The organism is Streptomyces sp. RKAG293, assembly GCF_023701745.1.
Classification (GTDB): Bacteria; Actinomycetota; Actinomycetes; order Streptomycetales; family Streptomycetaceae; genus Actinacidiphila.
Genome location: NZ_JAJOZB010000001.1, coordinates 5,055,467 through 5,068,776, shown reverse-complemented (window position 1 = coordinate 5,068,776; position 13,310 = coordinate 5,055,467). Strand labels below are relative to the sequence as shown.

The 13,310-nt window shown below is 70.8% G+C and carries 16 protein-coding genes; 5 read left to right on the top strand and 11 right to left on the bottom strand.

Annotated features, from left to right (window positions below; genetic code table 11):
- The first annotated feature begins 152 nt into the window (after positions 1 to 152).
- Complete coding sequence (locus LNW72_RS22585) at positions 153 to 1,436, top strand: response regulator (protein WP_250977068.1); 1,284 nt, start codon at positions 153 to 155, stop codon at positions 1,434 to 1,436.
- Positions 1,437 to 1,454: 18 nt separating this feature from the next.
- Here the strand turns inward: LNW72_RS22585 and LNW72_RS22580 are convergent, their stop codons facing one another.
- The 5 genes from LNW72_RS22580 to LNW72_RS22560 all read right to left on the bottom strand — a co-directional run bounded on the left by LNW72_RS22580 (position 1,455) and on the right by LNW72_RS22560 (position 4,856).
- A complete protein-coding gene (locus LNW72_RS22580; RefSeq protein ID WP_250980263.1) occupies positions 1,455 to 1,796 on the bottom strand; it encodes a DUF2516 family protein in 342 nt (113 codons plus the stop codon).
- Positions 1,797 to 1,932: 136 nt separating this feature from the next.
- The gene (locus LNW72_RS22575; protein WP_250977067.1) at positions 1,933 to 2,490 is read right to left on the bottom strand and encodes a hypothetical protein; all 558 of its coding nucleotides are present in this window, start codon (positions 2,488 to 2,490) and stop codon (positions 1,933 to 1,935) included.
- Between the two features lie 75 nt (positions 2,491 to 2,565).
- The gene (locus LNW72_RS22570) at positions 2,566 to 3,018 is read right to left on the bottom strand and encodes a helix-turn-helix transcriptional regulator (RefSeq protein WP_250977066.1); all 453 of its coding nucleotides are present in this window, start codon (positions 3,016 to 3,018) and stop codon (positions 2,566 to 2,568) included.
- A gap of 94 nt (positions 3,019 to 3,112) precedes the next feature.
- Entirely contained in the window at positions 3,113 to 4,426 is a 1,314-nt protein-coding gene (locus LNW72_RS22565) for an RNA polymerase sigma factor (protein ID WP_250977065.1), read from the bottom strand.
- Between the two features lie 76 nt (positions 4,427 to 4,502).
- A complete protein-coding gene (locus LNW72_RS22560; RefSeq protein ID WP_250977064.1) occupies positions 4,503 to 4,856 on the bottom strand; it encodes a YciI family protein in 354 nt (117 codons plus the stop codon).
- Between the two features lie 208 nt (positions 4,857 to 5,064).
- On the opposite strand from LNW72_RS22560, the gene soxR reads away from it, so the two are divergent.
- Positions 5,065 to 5,520, top strand: a complete 456-nt coding sequence (gene soxR, locus LNW72_RS22555; RefSeq protein WP_250977063.1) for a redox-sensitive transcriptional activator SoxR — start codon at positions 5,065 to 5,067, stop codon at positions 5,518 to 5,520.
- 107 nt (positions 5,521 to 5,627) lie between these two features.
- Positions 5,628 to 6,182 (top strand): DinB family protein, encoded by a 555-nt coding sequence (locus LNW72_RS22550; RefSeq protein ID WP_250977062.1) that lies wholly within the window; start codon positions 5,628 to 5,630, stop codon positions 6,180 to 6,182.
- Between the two features lie 45 nt (positions 6,183 to 6,227).
- Here the strand turns inward: LNW72_RS22550 and LNW72_RS22545 are convergent, their stop codons facing one another.
- Both LNW72_RS22545 and LNW72_RS22540 read right to left on the bottom strand, forming a co-directional pair.
- Positions 6,228 to 7,262, bottom strand: a complete 1,035-nt coding sequence (locus LNW72_RS22545) for an aspartate-semialdehyde dehydrogenase (protein ID WP_250977061.1) — start codon at positions 7,260 to 7,262, stop codon at positions 6,228 to 6,230.
- The gene (locus tag LNW72_RS22540) at positions 7,259 to 8,173 is read right to left on the bottom strand and encodes a dihydrodipicolinate synthase family protein (RefSeq protein ID WP_250977060.1); all 915 of its coding nucleotides are present in this window, start codon (positions 8,171 to 8,173) and stop codon (positions 7,259 to 7,261) included. Before LNW72_RS22540 ends, LNW72_RS22545 begins: the two co-directional genes overlap by 4 nt.
- Before the next feature lie 149 nt (positions 8,174 to 8,322).
- Between LNW72_RS22540 and LNW72_RS22535 the strand changes: the two genes are divergently transcribed.
- The gene (locus LNW72_RS22535; RefSeq protein ID WP_250977059.1) at positions 8,323 to 8,745 is read left to right on the top strand and encodes a GNAT family N-acetyltransferase; all 423 of its coding nucleotides are present in this window, start codon (positions 8,323 to 8,325) and stop codon (positions 8,743 to 8,745) included.
- Here LNW72_RS22535 and LNW72_RS22530 read toward each other — a convergent pair.
- The 3 genes from LNW72_RS22530 to LNW72_RS22520 form a co-directional block, all read right to left on the bottom strand.
- Positions 8,705 to 9,766 carry a phosphotransferase gene (locus LNW72_RS22530; protein ID WP_250977058.1) on the bottom strand — a complete coding sequence of 354 codons (1,062 nt, stop codon included), beginning with the start codon at positions 9,764 to 9,766 and terminating at the stop codon, positions 8,705 to 8,707. The two genes, LNW72_RS22535 and LNW72_RS22530, sit on opposite strands and share 41 nt — an antisense overlap.
- Before the next feature lie 207 nt (positions 9,767 to 9,973).
- Positions 9,974 to 10,624, bottom strand: a complete 651-nt coding sequence (locus tag LNW72_RS22525; RefSeq protein ID WP_250977057.1) for an HAD-IA family hydrolase — start codon at positions 10,622 to 10,624, stop codon at positions 9,974 to 9,976.
- A gap of 65 nt (positions 10,625 to 10,689) precedes the next feature.
- Positions 10,690 to 11,598, bottom strand: coding sequence for a GntR family transcriptional regulator (locus LNW72_RS22520; protein WP_250977056.1), 909 nt, complete (start codon positions 11,596 to 11,598; stop codon positions 10,690 to 10,692).
- A gap of 234 nt (positions 11,599 to 11,832) precedes the next feature.
- Between LNW72_RS22520 and LNW72_RS22515 the strand changes: the two genes are divergently transcribed.
- Positions 11,833 to 11,991, top strand: coding sequence for a hypothetical protein (locus LNW72_RS22515; RefSeq protein WP_187144965.1), 159 nt, complete (start codon positions 11,833 to 11,835; stop codon positions 11,989 to 11,991).
- Positions 11,992 to 12,014: 23 nt separating this feature from the next.
- Here LNW72_RS22515 and LNW72_RS22510 read toward each other — a convergent pair whose 3' ends face one another.
- Positions 12,015 to 13,259, bottom strand: a complete 1,245-nt coding sequence (locus tag LNW72_RS22510; RefSeq protein WP_250977055.1) for a GNAT family N-acetyltransferase — start codon at positions 13,257 to 13,259, stop codon at positions 12,015 to 12,017.
- Positions 13,260 to 13,310 lie beyond the last annotated feature (51 nt).

Below are 13,310 nucleotides of genomic sequence, written 5' to 3'. Positions count from 1 at the left end.
TTGTCATGCCCGGATCGTCGTATCGGAGCTGAAATCCCCTCCTGACCGCTGCATATGACACAGGCGGTTTACCTCGTGGCCTCCCGCCACACCGCGCGCTGCCGCTATGGTCGCCTGTCAATGACCCTCGGGGGGAGGGAAGGATCAGTCCGATGACCGCAACAGAGGTACCGCGCGCCGGTGAGGCGGACGGCTTCGCCGTGCTGCCCGTGCCCCGGCAGCGCCAGGACGCCTCCGTGCCGGCGCTGACGCTGCTGGTCATCGGTGACGATCCGGCGGGCACCTTCACCGCGCCCGAGCTGCTCGACGGCGCCGGGACCCGGGTGCGCATCCGCAGGGCCCGCAATCTCACCGAGGCCGAGCGGCTGCTCACCGACGACGTGCACTGCGTGCTGCTGGTCCTCGACGGCGACGGGCTGGAGAGCCTGCGCCGGCTGCTGCGCCTCGCGCCCAGCACGGCCGTCCTCGTGCTGACCGGCGATGGTGCGGGCGAGGTGGGCGAGCCCGGTGAGGCGGTACGGATCGGCGCGCAGGACCATCTCTCGCGCGACGAGCTCGACGGCTCCCATCTGACCCGGGCGATCCGTTACGCCGTCGAGCGCAAGCGCGCCGACCTCGCACAGCGCCAGCTCACCGAGACCCGGCTGCTCGCCCAGGAGAACTCCCGGCTGGAACGCGGACTGCTCCCCACCCCCCTGCTGGACGGCGCGGATCTGCGGTTCGCGGCCAGGTACCGGCCGGGGCGCAGCCGCGCACTGCTCGGCGGCGACTTCTACGACACGGTGCGCACCTCGGACGGCACGGTGCACGCGATGATCGGCGATGTCTGCGGGCACGGCCCGGACGCGGCCGCGCTCGGTGTCGAACTGCGGATCGCCTGGCGGGCGTTGACGTTCGCCGGGCTCAGTGGCGACCTGCTGCTGAGCACCCTGCAGAAGGTGCTGGAGAACGAGCGCGCCGACGACGAGATCTTCGCGACGCTCTGCACGCTGGACATCGCGCCGGACGGCGGGCGCGCCGATCTGTATCTGGCCGGGCACCCGGCCCCGCTGCTGACCGGCGCCGACGGAGTGCCGCGGCTGCTGCCGTACGAGGCGGGCGGCCCGGCGCTCGGGCTGCTGCCGCAGGCCGCGTGGAGCCGGATCGAGGTCGAACTGGGCACGTCCTGGAGCCTGATGCTCTACACCGACGGGCTGATCGAGGGCCGGATCGGCCAGGGCACCCAGCGGCTCGGCCAGGACGGGATGATCGGGATGATCACCCGCCAGCTGGCCGGCGGGCTGCGCGGTGAGGACCTGCTGGACGCGGCCGTCACCGAGGCACGCGAGCTGAACGGCGGGGAGCTGACGGACGATGTGGCCGTCGTGCTGCTCGACCGCGTCGCCCCGGCCCGGATCCTCGGCCTGCCGGCCCAGATCCAGCGGTCCAGCGGCTGAACAGGGTCCCCGCGGCCTTCAGCGGCTGAACGGTCCGTACGGGCCGTCGCTGCTGCTGCCGCCACCGCGCCGGCCGCCCCGGCCGCCGCCGGAGACCTGCTTCAGGGCCGGGCGGACGTCGACCATGTAGACGATCACCGCGATCAGGCCGATGACCGGCAGGAACGAGAAGATCGAGAAGAACTTCATCACCACGGCGGCGAGCCCGAGAACGATCAGCCAGAACGGCTTGGTCTTCTTGTCGGCCGCGCGGTAGGCGTCCTCGCGGCGGACCGCGGAGTCGATGAACGCGAAGAGCGCGAAGAGGAACAGCGCCCATGACAACAGGGCCAGAACCCCGAAGAACCCCGTGATCAGCACGCCGTCCACCGCCTTGTCCGTATGGCCGGGCTCGTCCTTACGCCCGGGAAACCGTCGCCGCCACCGTACCGGTACTGCAGGGACAACGGGCCGGGCACGCGCTGCGTGCCCGGCCCGTCCTGCTGTGCGGCGTCCCCTACTCGGCCGGCTTGGCCGCCGGCTTCTTGGCGGGGGCCTTCTTCGCGACGGGCTTCTTCGCCGGGGCGGGCACCGAGGCCTCCGCCGCGGTGGCGGGCTGGGCGGCCGGCCGCGGGTCGGGCTCGACCGCTACGGCGATCTCCTCGATCTCGTCGGCCACGTCGCCGCGCCAGGTCGCCACGGCGCCCTTGCCGCGCTCGGCCAGCGTGCCGTAGGTCTCCTGGACCTTCACGGCCGCCTCGGCGGCCCGGCCGACGCCCTGGAGCGCGAAGTCCTGGACGGACTCGCCGATCTTCTTCAGGTCCAGCTCGACGGAACCGAAGGCCTCGGTGACCTTCGTCTGGGCGTCCTTGGCCTGCGCGGTGACGCGGTCCTGGATCACCTTCGCGTCGGCGTTGCGGATCTTCTCGAACCGCTCAGGGGCCTCGGCGCGGATCTTCTCGATCAGCGCGGGCACCCGCTGCAGCTTCTCGGCGGCGAGGTCGGCGGTGCCGGCCACCGCGTAGAGCGGAGTCGGGTCCTTGAGCGTCTTCACAATGTCATCGGTGATCGCCATGAGGGTCCTCCCGGACGGGGTTGTCGGCGCGTGGTCATGCGTACGGTCTGCTGGGCGCGCTGCCATACGCGCCGGTCAAGCGGTCTTCGGCTGCACCGGGGCCGCCGGCATCGGGTCCGCCGGCGACGGGTCCGCCGGCATCGAGCCCGCCGGCATCGGTTCCGCGGGCACCGGCTCCTCCACCACGGCGTTCTCCTTGCGGAACGACTCGTAGATCTGGATCAGCACCTGCTTCTGCCGCTCGTTGATCGTCGGATCGGCCAGGATCGCCGCGTGGACCTCCAGCTCGTCCCGGTCGCGCTCCTCGAGCATTCCGGCCTGGACGTACAGGGTCTCCGCGGAGATCCGCAGCGCCTTAGCGAGCTGCTGCAGGATCTCGGCGCTGGGCTTGCGCAGCCCGCGCTCGATCTGGCTGAGGTAGGGGTTCGAGACCCCGGCGGCGTCCGCGAGCTGCCGCAGCGACAGCTGCGCATTGCGCCGCTGCTCCCGCAGGTACTCGCCGACGTTGCCGACGTTCAGTGAAGCCATGTCCCGATGCTGCACCATCGTTGCTAACTATTGCAAGCACATCGCTTGCAAAAGGCTCGATTGCTCCGTGTGAGAGCCGTCACGGCCTAACGCCTCACCCCGCCGGGGCGGTTCCGGCCCTTCGGCGGTCGCACTCCGCCACCCGCTGTTCCAGCAGGGTGCGCTCGCGGGCGTTGCGGGTGAGGGCGGCGGCGCGGGTGAACTCCTGACCTGCCTCCTCGTAGCGGCCGAGCCGGGCGAGGAGATCGCCGCGGACGGTCGGCAGCAGGTGGTAGCCGGCCAGGGACGGCTCGGAGGTCAGCGTGTCGACGAGCTCCAGCCCGGTGGCCGGTCCGTACGCCATGGCGAGGGCGACCGCGCGGTTCAGCTCCACGACGGGTGACGGAGCGCGCGCGGCGAGCTGTTCGTAGAGCCCGGCGATCGACCGCCAGTCGGTCTCCTCCGGGGTGCGGGCGCGGGCGTGGCCGGCGGCGATCGCGCCCTGCAGCGCGTACGGGCCGGGCAGCCCGCCGAGCACGGCGGCCCGCTCCAGCGCGGCGAACCCGCGGCGGATGAGCAGCAGGTCCCAGCGCGAACGGTCCTGGTCGAGCAGCAGGACCGGCTCGCCCTCCGGTCCCGTTCTGGCCGCCGACCGGGACGTCTGGATCTCCATGAGCGCGACGAGGCCGTGCACCTCGGGCTCCTTCGGCATGAGCCCGGCCAGCACGCGGCCCAGCCGCAGCGCCTCCGCGCAGAGCGCGGGACGCATCAGGTCGTCGCCTGCGGTCGCCGCGTACCCCTCGTTGAACACCAGGTAGATGACCTCGAGGACGGACGCCAGCCGGTCGCCCAGCTCCGGCCCGGCCGGCACCTCGAAGGGCACGCGGGCCTCGGCGAGCGTCTTCTTGGCCCGCACGATCCGCTGGGCGACCGTCGACTCCGGGACGAGGAACGCGCGCGCGATCTCCTCGGTCCTCAGCCCGCCCAGCAGCCGCAGCGTGAGGGCGACGCGCGCCTCGGTGGAGAGCACCGGATGGCAGGCGGTGAAGACCAGCCGCAGCAGATCGTCCTCGATGTCACCGTCGAGAACGGCCTCGACGTCGGCCGCCTCACCGCGCCCCGCGGTCTCCATCTCGTGCCCGAGCACGTCGATCTTGCGGGCGAGCCGTTCCTTACGGCGCAGGAGGTCGATCGCGCGGTGCTTCGCGGTGGCCATGAGCCAGGCGCCCGGATTGTCCGGGACGCCCGACCCGGGCCACTGCTCCAGCGCCGCGACGAGGGCGTCCTGCGCCAGCTCCTCGGCGAGGCCGATGTCGCGTACCAGCCGTACGAGACCGGCGATGAGCCGCGCCGACTCGATCCTCCATACCGCCTCGATCGCACGGTGGGCGTCGGAGCGGGCGCTGGGGCGGGCGCTGGGTTCCGTCATGGCGACCCATCAGAGCACCCTCGTCAGTGCGACGGCAACCTTCCCCGGGAGGAGTGCGGCGGGCCGCCGGAGGCGGTCAGTCGTTCGGCCCCTCGATCTGCCGGATCTCCGACACGATCTCCCATTCGTCACCGTGGATCCGCAGGAAGCGCGAGGCCCATTCCAGCGCCTCCTCCTTGCTCTTCACCTCGATCATCGCGTACCCGCCGATGACCTCCTTCGCCTCGGCGAAGGGCCCGTCGATCACGGTCAGCTTGCCGCCGGAGAGCTGGATGCGGGTGCTTTCCGCGGTCGGCCGCAGACCGCCGGTGTCGAGGAGCACCCCGGCCTTCGTCATCTCCTCGATGAGCTTGCCCATGTCCTCCATCAGCTGCTCGCTGGGGACCATGTCGGTGTTCTCTTCGATCCTCAGCATCATCATGTAGCGCATCGCGATGGCTCCTTCTCGTACGTTTTCCGTCTTCCGAACCCTGCTCCTACTGATGCGTCGAACGGGAGACGTCAGGATCGACACGTCCGCGAAAGTTTTTTCCGGGTGGTGTCGGGAGGGGTCGGCGACCCCTCCCGACAGGGGTCCGCGGGCCGTCCACGGGCCGATACCTCAACGTTGGTTCAAGTCGGGCGCTACTGTGACGGCCATGACCCAACTCCCCTGGAACGCCAAGGAAGCCACTGTCGGTGAACTCTCCGACCGCAGCGGCGTCCCCCCGTCCGCGCTGCGCTTCTACGAGCGCGAGGGGCTCATCCGCAGCCGGCGCACCTCGGGGAACCAGCGCCGCTACAGCCGCGACACGCTGCGCCGGGTCGCGTTCATCCGGGTCTCGCAGCGGGTCGGCATCCCGCTGGCGCGGATCCGCGAGGTCCTCGGTCTGCTGCCGGAAGGGCGGACGCCGAACCGCGCGGACTGGGCGAACGTCTCGGAGTGCTGGCGCGACGACCTGAACAGCCGGATCGCCCAGCTGGAGCAGTTGCGGGACCACCTCACCGACTGCATCGGCTGCGGCTGTCTGTCGATCGACAAGTGCCAGCTGGCCAATCCGCACGACGCCCTCGGCGAGCAGGGGCCGGGCCCGCGCCGGCTGCTCGGCACCTGACACCTTCCCCGTGTCCGCGTGCAGATGCCGGTGCGTGGATGCGGACAGAACCTGACCGCATGGGTTCCTAGAGTCGAGACATCGAGACCGAACGAGAGGTGGCCGTCATGCCGACACTGGTGCGCACGGGAAAGACCGGCGAACAGGGCGAACGGGATGCCCTGCTGGCCTTCCTGGAGGCACAGCGCGGCGCCCTGCGCCGGGCCGTCCTCGGCCTGACCGACGAGCAGGCCGCGTCCCGGCCGAGCGCGAGCGAGCTGTCGCTGAGCGGGTTGATCAAGCACGCGCTGGGCTGCGAGGACAACTGGGTCCAGACCACGCTGATGGGGCGGCCGCCCGCCCGCAAGCGCGACGAGTCGAACTGGCACGAGGACTTCCAGCTGGTCGGCGACGAGACCGTGGCCGGGGTGCTGGAGGAGTACGAGGCCGTGGCACGGCAGACCGAGCAGACCATCCTCGGCCTGCCGGACCTGGAGCGAAGCGTCCCGCTGCCGGAGGCGCCGTGGTTCCCGGCCGGCATGCGGGTCAACGCCCGCTGGGTGCTGCTGCACCTCATCGAGGAGGCGGCCCGGCACGCCGGACACGCGGACGTCATCCGCGAGTCGCTGGACGGGAAGACGTCGTACGTGCTGATCGCCGAGGAGAGCGGCAAGGCGTTCTGACGGCGGTCAGCACGTACGCGTCAATGCGTCGGGCGCGCGCCGGGCTCAGCGCGCGGCGGTCAGTTCCGCCGCGACCAGCTCCGCGACCTGGACGGCGTTGAGGGCCGCGCCCTTGCGGAGGTTGTCGCTGGAGCAGAAGAGGGCGAGGCCGTTCTCCGCGGTCTCGTCCCGGCGGATCCGGCCGACGAAGGTCGGGTCCTGGCCGGCCGCCTGCAGCGGGGTGGGGATCTCGGAGCGCTCGACGCCGGGGGCGGCGGCCAGCAGCTCGTAGGCGCGCTCGACGCTGATCGGCCGCTCGAAGCGCACGTTGACCTGCAGCGAGTGCCCGGTGAAGACCGGCACGCGCACACAGGTGCCCGAGACCTTCAGCTCCGGGATCTCCAGGATCTTGCGGCTCTCGTTACGGAGCTTCTGTTCCTCGTCGGTCTCGAAGCTGCCGTCGTCGACGATCGAGCCGGCCAGCGGCAGCACGTTGAACGCGATCGGGCGGGCGTAGACGCCCGGCTCCGGCAGCTCGACGTTCTCGCCGCCGAAGGCGAGCGCGGCGGCCTGGTCGGCGATCTTGCGGATCTGGCCGTCGAGCTCGGCGACACCGGCCACGCCGGAGCCGGAGACGGCCTGGTACGTGGTGGCGATCAGGGCGGTCAGGCCGGCCTCGTCGTGCAGCGGGCGCAGGACCGGCATGACGGCCATCGTCGTGCAGTTCGGGTTGGCGATGATGCCCTTGGGGCGGTCCGCGATCGCGTGCGGGTTGACCTCGGACACCACCAGCGGGACCTCGGGGTCCAGCCGCCAGGCGGAGGAGTTGTCGATGACGACCGCACCGGCCGCGGCGACCTTGGGCGCCAGCGCCCGGGAAGCGGCGCCGCCCGCCGAGAACAGGACGATGTCCAGCCCCGAGTAGTCGGCCGTGGCGGCGTCCTCGATGACGATCTCGCCGTCCTGCCATGGCAGTGTGCTCCCGGCCGAACGGGCCGAGGCGAACAGCCTCAGCTCCTTCACCGGGAAGGCGCGCTCGGCGAGCACCTTGCGCATGACTCCGCCCACCTGGCCGGTCGCTCCGACGATTCCGATCCTCATGACGCCTCTCCGATCAATGCGTGCGTACGGACCCGAGTATCCCCCGCCGCGTCCCATGCCCGGAGAGCCGTCTCAAGCGATGGGCCGCCGGCCGGCAGCAGCGGCAGCCGAACGCCGGGTCCGGGGATGCGGCCATGGGCGTGCAGCACGGCCTTGACGACGGTGGGATTCGGCTCGGCGAACACCGCCGCCGCGAGGGCCGCCAGCCGGTGCCCCAGCGCCCGGTCGCCGGTCCTGAACAGCTCCACCCAGCGGTCGGTCAGCAGGTGCGCGGAGGCGAGCACGGCGCCGGCCGCGCCGAGGGCGAGCAGCGCGGGCGCGAAGACGTCGTCGCCCGCGAGGACGGCGAAGCCGGGCAGCTCGGCGCCGAGCAGCGCCACCGTGTCCTGGTCGATCCCGCCGACCGCGTGCTTCACCCCGACGACGCCGGGGAGGGCGGCCAGCCGCAGCAGCGCCTCGATGCCGAGGGTCTGCCCGGTGCGGTACGGAATGTTGTAGATGATCAACGGCACCGGGCTGTCCGCCGCCAGCGCCTCGACGTGCGCGATCACCCCGGCCTCGGAGGGCCGGGTGAAATACGGCACGGGAACGAGCGCGGCCGCCGCCCCGGTACCCGCGAGCGCCCGCAGCTCCTCGCCGGAGCGCCGGGTGTCGTTCGATCCGGCGCCCACCGTCAGCCAGGCCCCGCGCTCGCGGCACACCCTGCCGACGATCGCGGTGACCGTGCCGCGCTCCTCCGCGTCGAGGGTCGCGGCCTCGGCGGTGGTGCCGAGCGCGACGAGTCCGGCCGCGCCCCCGTCGAGGGCGCTGTGCGCGAGACCTTCCAGCGCGGCGGCGGCCACCGTCCCGTCGGCGTCGAAGGGCGTGACCAAGGGCACGTGGATGCCGCCGAGCGGCCGGTCTAGGTCCATCCGTCGAGCGTGACGCACATCGACAGTCAAGGTCCAGTTAATAGTTCTCCGCATAACAGGTAAGCAACGCTGCACCGACGTGCGGCACCGCCCCGGGCCGTCCCGATATCGGGTCGACGCCGCCGCCCCCGCCTGGCAGCCTCGCCGCCATGGACGACGACACCTATGAGATCTCGACGGACCCCGCCCGGCTGGATGCCGCCCGCATCCACCACTGGCTCTCCACCGACGCCTACTGGGCGCTGGGCCGGAGCCGCGAGAAGCAGGACAGCGCGATCGCGAACTCACTCAACTTCGGCCTCTACGACACCGCCTCCGGCACCCAGCTCGCCTACGCCCGCGTCGTCACCGACCACACCACCTTCGCCTGGCTCTGCGACGTCTACGTCGACCCCGCCACCCGCGGCAAAGGCCTCGGCGTAGCCCTGGTGACCGCCGTCCGCGACCACCTAGCCCCCTCAGGCCTCCGCCGCATCCTCCTCGCCACCGCCGACGCCCACGGCGTCTACGCCAAGCTCGGCTTCGAACCCCTCACCGACCCGTCCAAGTGGATGGCCCTCGGCCTGCAGTGACGGGCGCGGCGTGCCGCCGGTGCCAGGCCTCGAAGGCGGCCTCCACGGCCACCCGGGAGGGGACTTTGTCCAGACCCAGCGGCTCCTGCGCGGCCCGCAGCGCGCGCACGACGACGGCGGTCACCTGGCCCAGTTGCGCGTAGTCGAGTGCGGCGTCCAGGCCCGTCGCCCCACGGATGACGTCCGTGATGACGGACTGGACGCGCTTGTAGTCCAGATAGTGCGGCAGATCCCCGTCGGCCCCCCGCGATGCCTCCTCCCCCACCGCCCGCTTCCAGCGCGCGATCATCTCGCGCCGCTGCGCACTCGGATAGCGCATGAGGTGCAGATGCGTGGCGAGGTCGTACAGCGGATCACCGATCAGGGCGAGTTCCCAGTCGATGGTCCACAGCGCGTCGGCGTTGTCCACGATGAAGTTCTCGCAGTGCAGGTCCCCGTGAAGCAGTCGGGACGGGCGCGGGGTCAGTTCCGGCAGCCGGCCCTCGAAGGCGCTCAGCGCGTCCTCGCGGACATCGAGGTCGGCCAGCAGACCTGAGAACCTTTCACGGTGCGGCGCATAGACGTGTTCGAGAGTGAAGTGCACGACCCGGCGCAGGAATCCGGTGGAACTCTCCGCCCGGGGCAGCCCGTCACACTTGCACAGGCGAAGCCGTTCCGCCGGAAGCCGGGCGGTGTCGCACGCCACGAGGTGCTGGAACAGCTTCTCGATCTGGTCGAGAAATCCCGCACCGACCGTTCTGCCGCCGCTCGTGCTCCGCAGACTGCCCAGCGTCCGGCCCTCGATGAAGACCGTGGTGGACATGTGTTCGTCGATGAAGGCGACCGGCGGGATATGCGGGATACGGCCCTGGAGCGCGGAGATCAGCTGGTCCTCCGAAGAGAACAACCGCAGGTCGAACCAGAAGACCCCGGGCCTCGGTTCACGCAGCTTCAGCCGGTGGAACCCCAGGCCGGGCCGGGACACGGCGTCCGGCCTGACCGCGTAGGTCACATTGTGGTAGCCCGGAAAGGGGCCCTCCACCCGGTCCGATCCCGCTGGGGGACGGAGCCTCGCCACTGTCGTCGTGGTCACCGGATTCCTAGGGTGTCTGACGGTGTCGGAGAACTGCTCATGAGAAATGTGATGAGAACCGTCCGCCCCACGCGGCGTGTGTGGCGTCGACAGTAGTGGCCGAGCACCGTCCCACGTCACCCTTAACGGACCCCGTACGCACTTAACGAACCACGGTTACGGCTGCCGGCGTTCTTCGAAGAGATGCACGAGCGCGTCGGTGATGTGCCTGGCTCCGGCGTCCTCCAGCTCCCGCTGCTTCCTGGCGTCGTTCGCATAGCCAAGGAACGTGACACCGGCTCCTTGAGCCGCGCTGCAGTCGTCGGCCGAGTCGCCGATCATCAGGCAGTCGCGAGCCCGTGCGCCCGTAGTCCGCATCGCCTCTTTAAGGCAGGACGGATCGGGCTTCATCAGGAGGGTGTCTCCGAGCCGCCCGTGCACATGAGCGCCGAAGAACTCGGCCAGCCCCATGCGCCTCAGATACAGATTAGCCGCGGCGGCGGAGTTGTTGGTCGTCACCGCGACTTTCTTGCCGTGTCCGACAAGCCACACGACCAGTTCATGCGCGTGTTCGGTCGGCACGGCGGAGCCGGCGGCCCGGACCTCCTCCGTGGTGAGGAGCCGGTCCAGCTCGGCGACCCGATGGGCCGAAGGGGTGCCCTCGTATGCCCGCGCCGTGTCCCGCAGCACCTGGAGCGGGTTGTCCGGGTCGCTCAACGGCGGTGCCAGCCCCCAGCTGTCGATGCTGCGCCGGAGAACGCGGGCCACTTCGTGCGCCTTGTGGTTGCCGAAGAGGCTGGCCAGCGGACCGTCGAAATCGAACAGCACACATCCCGCGGCGGCTATGAGTTCTCGACGGGCCCGCCGGCCAACGGCGGAGGACGGGCGGAAGGTCACTCGAAGAGTCTCAACGGCTCGGCAATGGTTGACCAGATGGAATCGAACCAATCCTGCGACCGCCTCACGTATTCGGCGCTGTACGGGTCGGGGCCGGCCCCGGCCGCGGAGTAGTGGAAGAGGGTGGCCCCGAGCCCCAGGAAGTCGTAGATCTCCATGTCCTTCCCGCGGTAGGACACGGTGCGCTCGACGACCTTGTAGTAGCCGAAGAGCGCTTCCGTCCCGTTGAGCAGGTAGAGCTTGTTCACCGGGCTGACCGGCACGGATCTGATCTCGACGGACACCTCCGTGACCAGGCCCAGGTCCGCCAGCCGGCCCACGGATCCCTGCAGGCCGAGTGCGTGGCTCTGCGCCAGCCGCCGCAGCCGCTCCATCGGGCGACCGTCACCCGCGTCGCCGACGAGCCGCGGAACGGCCAACCGGGCGCCCGGCTCCGGCAGCAGCAGCCGCACCGTCACGGACTGCGGAGGGTCGATCTCACCTGCCTGGATGCTCCGGAGCGGGCCCTGCAACGCCGAGTTCAGGGTCTCCGCGGTGAGCGAGAAGGAGTCCAGGGTGACCCGGGGCTCGCGGAACGCGGCTTCGAGATGCTCGGCCAGTTCCACCCCCGCAGGCCCGGGCCCCGAATGCGACCGCCCCTCGTGGTCCGGCCGGGACGGGGTCCCACCGCGCAGGACGTACGACCCCCGGCCGCGCTGGGAGTCGATGTATTCATCCTTGCGGAGCTCGTCCAGGGCCCGTTGAACGGTGGCCCGGGACACCTTGAACCGCCTGCTCAGGGCGTCCTGGGTCGGGATCTGATCGCCTGCGGCCAGCACACCGCTGTCCATCTCGGCACGTAGTTCATCCGCGATGCGCCGGAACGGCGGCACCGCCCCATCGGTCCCCGAGCTACTCGGACTCATGCACTCCAGGCTACAACTCTCCATCAACTTATGGGAGTTGACTGACTCGAGTTTGTGGATCTCAGTCAACTGGGGAAAACACGAAGTAGTAGCTCAGTCGACTTCTGACTTGCAGACGAGTTGTCGAAGTTGGCGCAACGGGGGTCAGCGTCATCAACCGTCCAACGGCGTACGGGACATACCGCCACCACCCGCCTTCTGCCACCGCTCAGCGCCACGAAGGAGGGACCTGCCATGCCCGTTCTCGGATTCGCTTTCGAGCAGTTCGTCCAGTGGAGGTACGGCGCCGCCTGGGCTGTCGTCTTCGGACTGATCGCCCTTGACCGCAAGGACCGGGGTACGACCTACACCTGCATCGCGCTCACCGGGATCGCCATCCTGATGGCGCAGTAGGCCGCCCCCGTGGGGCCCGGCGGTCAGAAGCCGTCCGGGGTCCAGGGGCGGCGGGGGGTGCGGAAGAGGGTGTCCGCGCGGGTTGCCGCTCCGGGGCGTTCCTCGGTGACGCGGCCCAGGGCGGTCAGCCGCAGGACGGATTCGTCGCCCAGGTACAGCGTTCCCAGCTCGGCGATGTCGAGGGAGAGGTCGGCGTCGTCACGGGTCGGGGTGCAGACGGCCCCGCCGTCGGCGTCCGTCTCCAGGCGGAAGCGGCCGCCGGCCAGGTCCGCGGCGTCGTGCAGGTCCAGGACGAGGGAACCGGCGCCGGTGTACGTGCGGGCCTCCAGGGCGCGCGGGGTGTCGAGGACGCGGAGCCACATGAAGTCGGCGTTCGTCTCGGTCCTGGCGGCGCGCGGGTCGCCGAGCAGCAGGGGCAGGATGTCGTCCGGGGCGCGGTAGCCGGACTTCAGCTCGGTGACCCAGTCGACGGAGAGCAGGTAGCGCCACAGCGCGAGCTCGGCGGCCGGGGAGGCCGCGATCAGCTTGCCCGTCTCCAGCGTCACGTTGGGGAACTTGTTCGACCACCGGTGTTCCTTGATCGTGTACGTGGCCAGGCCGTCGACCCGGCCGGCGGCGTCCCGGTACACCGCGTAGAAGAGTTCCTTCCAGGGGTTGGACGGGAAGACCAGCTGCCCGGTGTCCAGGTCCCACCACCGGTCGGTGCGGTCGATCGCGCCGGGCGTCAGCCGCCGGACCCGCTCATGGAGTTCGGGGCCGATCTTGCGGACCTCGGCGGGCGTCATCAGATCGACCCGGCCCTCGGCGGGCCCCGCCCAGCGGCGGTCGAGACCGGACCGGGGGACGTCGACGTCCCACTCGTTGATCCACGTCGCGGGGCCGAAACCGTAGCGGCCGTAGATCGGGTACTCGGCGGCGATCAGGATCGCCACCGCCTCGCCGCGCTCCTTGGCGTCCGTCAGGTCGCGCGACATCATGCGGGTCGCCAGCCCGCGCCTGCGGTGCGTCGCGGTGACCGAGACGTTGGTGACGGCGCTGGCGGCGAGCAGCCCGCCGCCCGGCACGGTGAGCTCACGCGGCATGCTGCGGAAGGTGGCCACGCAGCGGCCCTCGTCGAACACGCCCTGGGTCCGCTCCAGGTCGATCCCCGGCCTGCGGGCCGCGACCTCCTCCGGGGCGACGGTCGGCGGCATCAGGAACGCGTTGTTCAGTGCGCGGAGCCATTCCGGCAGATCGGATTCGGCGAGGGTGCGGAGGTCGGGGCTCATCTCCCGAACGTAGGCGGCCGCGGGGCGACGCGCATCCGGATTTTCGGCGGA

Coding starts and splice junctions, on each gene's coding strand:
- soxR (WP_250977063.1), top strand. CDS start 5,065: ATGACCCAACTCCCCTGGAACGCCAAGGAAGCCACTGTCGGTGAACTC.
- LNW72_RS22560 (WP_250977064.1), bottom strand. CDS start 4,856: ATGCGCTACATGATGATGCTGAGGATCGAAGAGAACACCGACATGGTC.
- LNW72_RS22570 (WP_250977066.1), bottom strand. CDS start 3,018: ATGGCTTCACTGAACGTCGGCAACGTCGGCGAGTACCTGCGGGAGCAG.
- LNW72_RS22585 (WP_250977068.1), top strand. CDS start 153: ATGACCGCAACAGAGGTACCGCGCGCCGGTGAGGCGGACGGCTTCGCC.
- LNW72_RS22535 (WP_250977059.1), top strand. CDS start 8,323: ATGGACGACGACACCTATGAGATCTCGACGGACCCCGCCCGGCTGGAT.
- LNW72_RS22540 (WP_250977060.1), bottom strand. CDS start 8,173: ATGGACCTAGACCGGCCGCTCGGCGGCATCCACGTGCCCTTGGTCACG.
- LNW72_RS22515 (WP_187144965.1), top strand. CDS start 11,833: ATGCCCGTTCTCGGATTCGCTTTCGAGCAGTTCGTCCAGTGGAGGTAC.
- LNW72_RS22575 (WP_250977067.1), bottom strand. CDS start 2,490: ATGGCGATCACCGATGACATTGTGAAGACGCTCAAGGACCCGACTCCG.
- LNW72_RS22545 (WP_250977061.1), bottom strand. CDS start 7,262: ATGAGGATCGGAATCGTCGGAGCGACCGGCCAGGTGGGCGGAGTCATG.
- LNW72_RS22510 (WP_250977055.1), bottom strand. CDS start 13,259: ATGAGCCCCGACCTCCGCACCCTCGCCGAATCCGATCTGCCGGAATGG.
- LNW72_RS22565 (WP_250977065.1), bottom strand. CDS start 4,426: ATGACGGAACCCAGCGCCCGCCCCAGCGCCCGCTCCGACGCCCACCGT.
- LNW72_RS22520 (WP_250977056.1), bottom strand. CDS start 11,598: ATGAGTCCGAGTAGCTCGGGGACCGATGGGGCGGTGCCGCCGTTCCGG.
- LNW72_RS22550 (WP_250977062.1), top strand. CDS start 5,628: ATGCCGACACTGGTGCGCACGGGAAAGACCGGCGAACAGGGCGAACGG.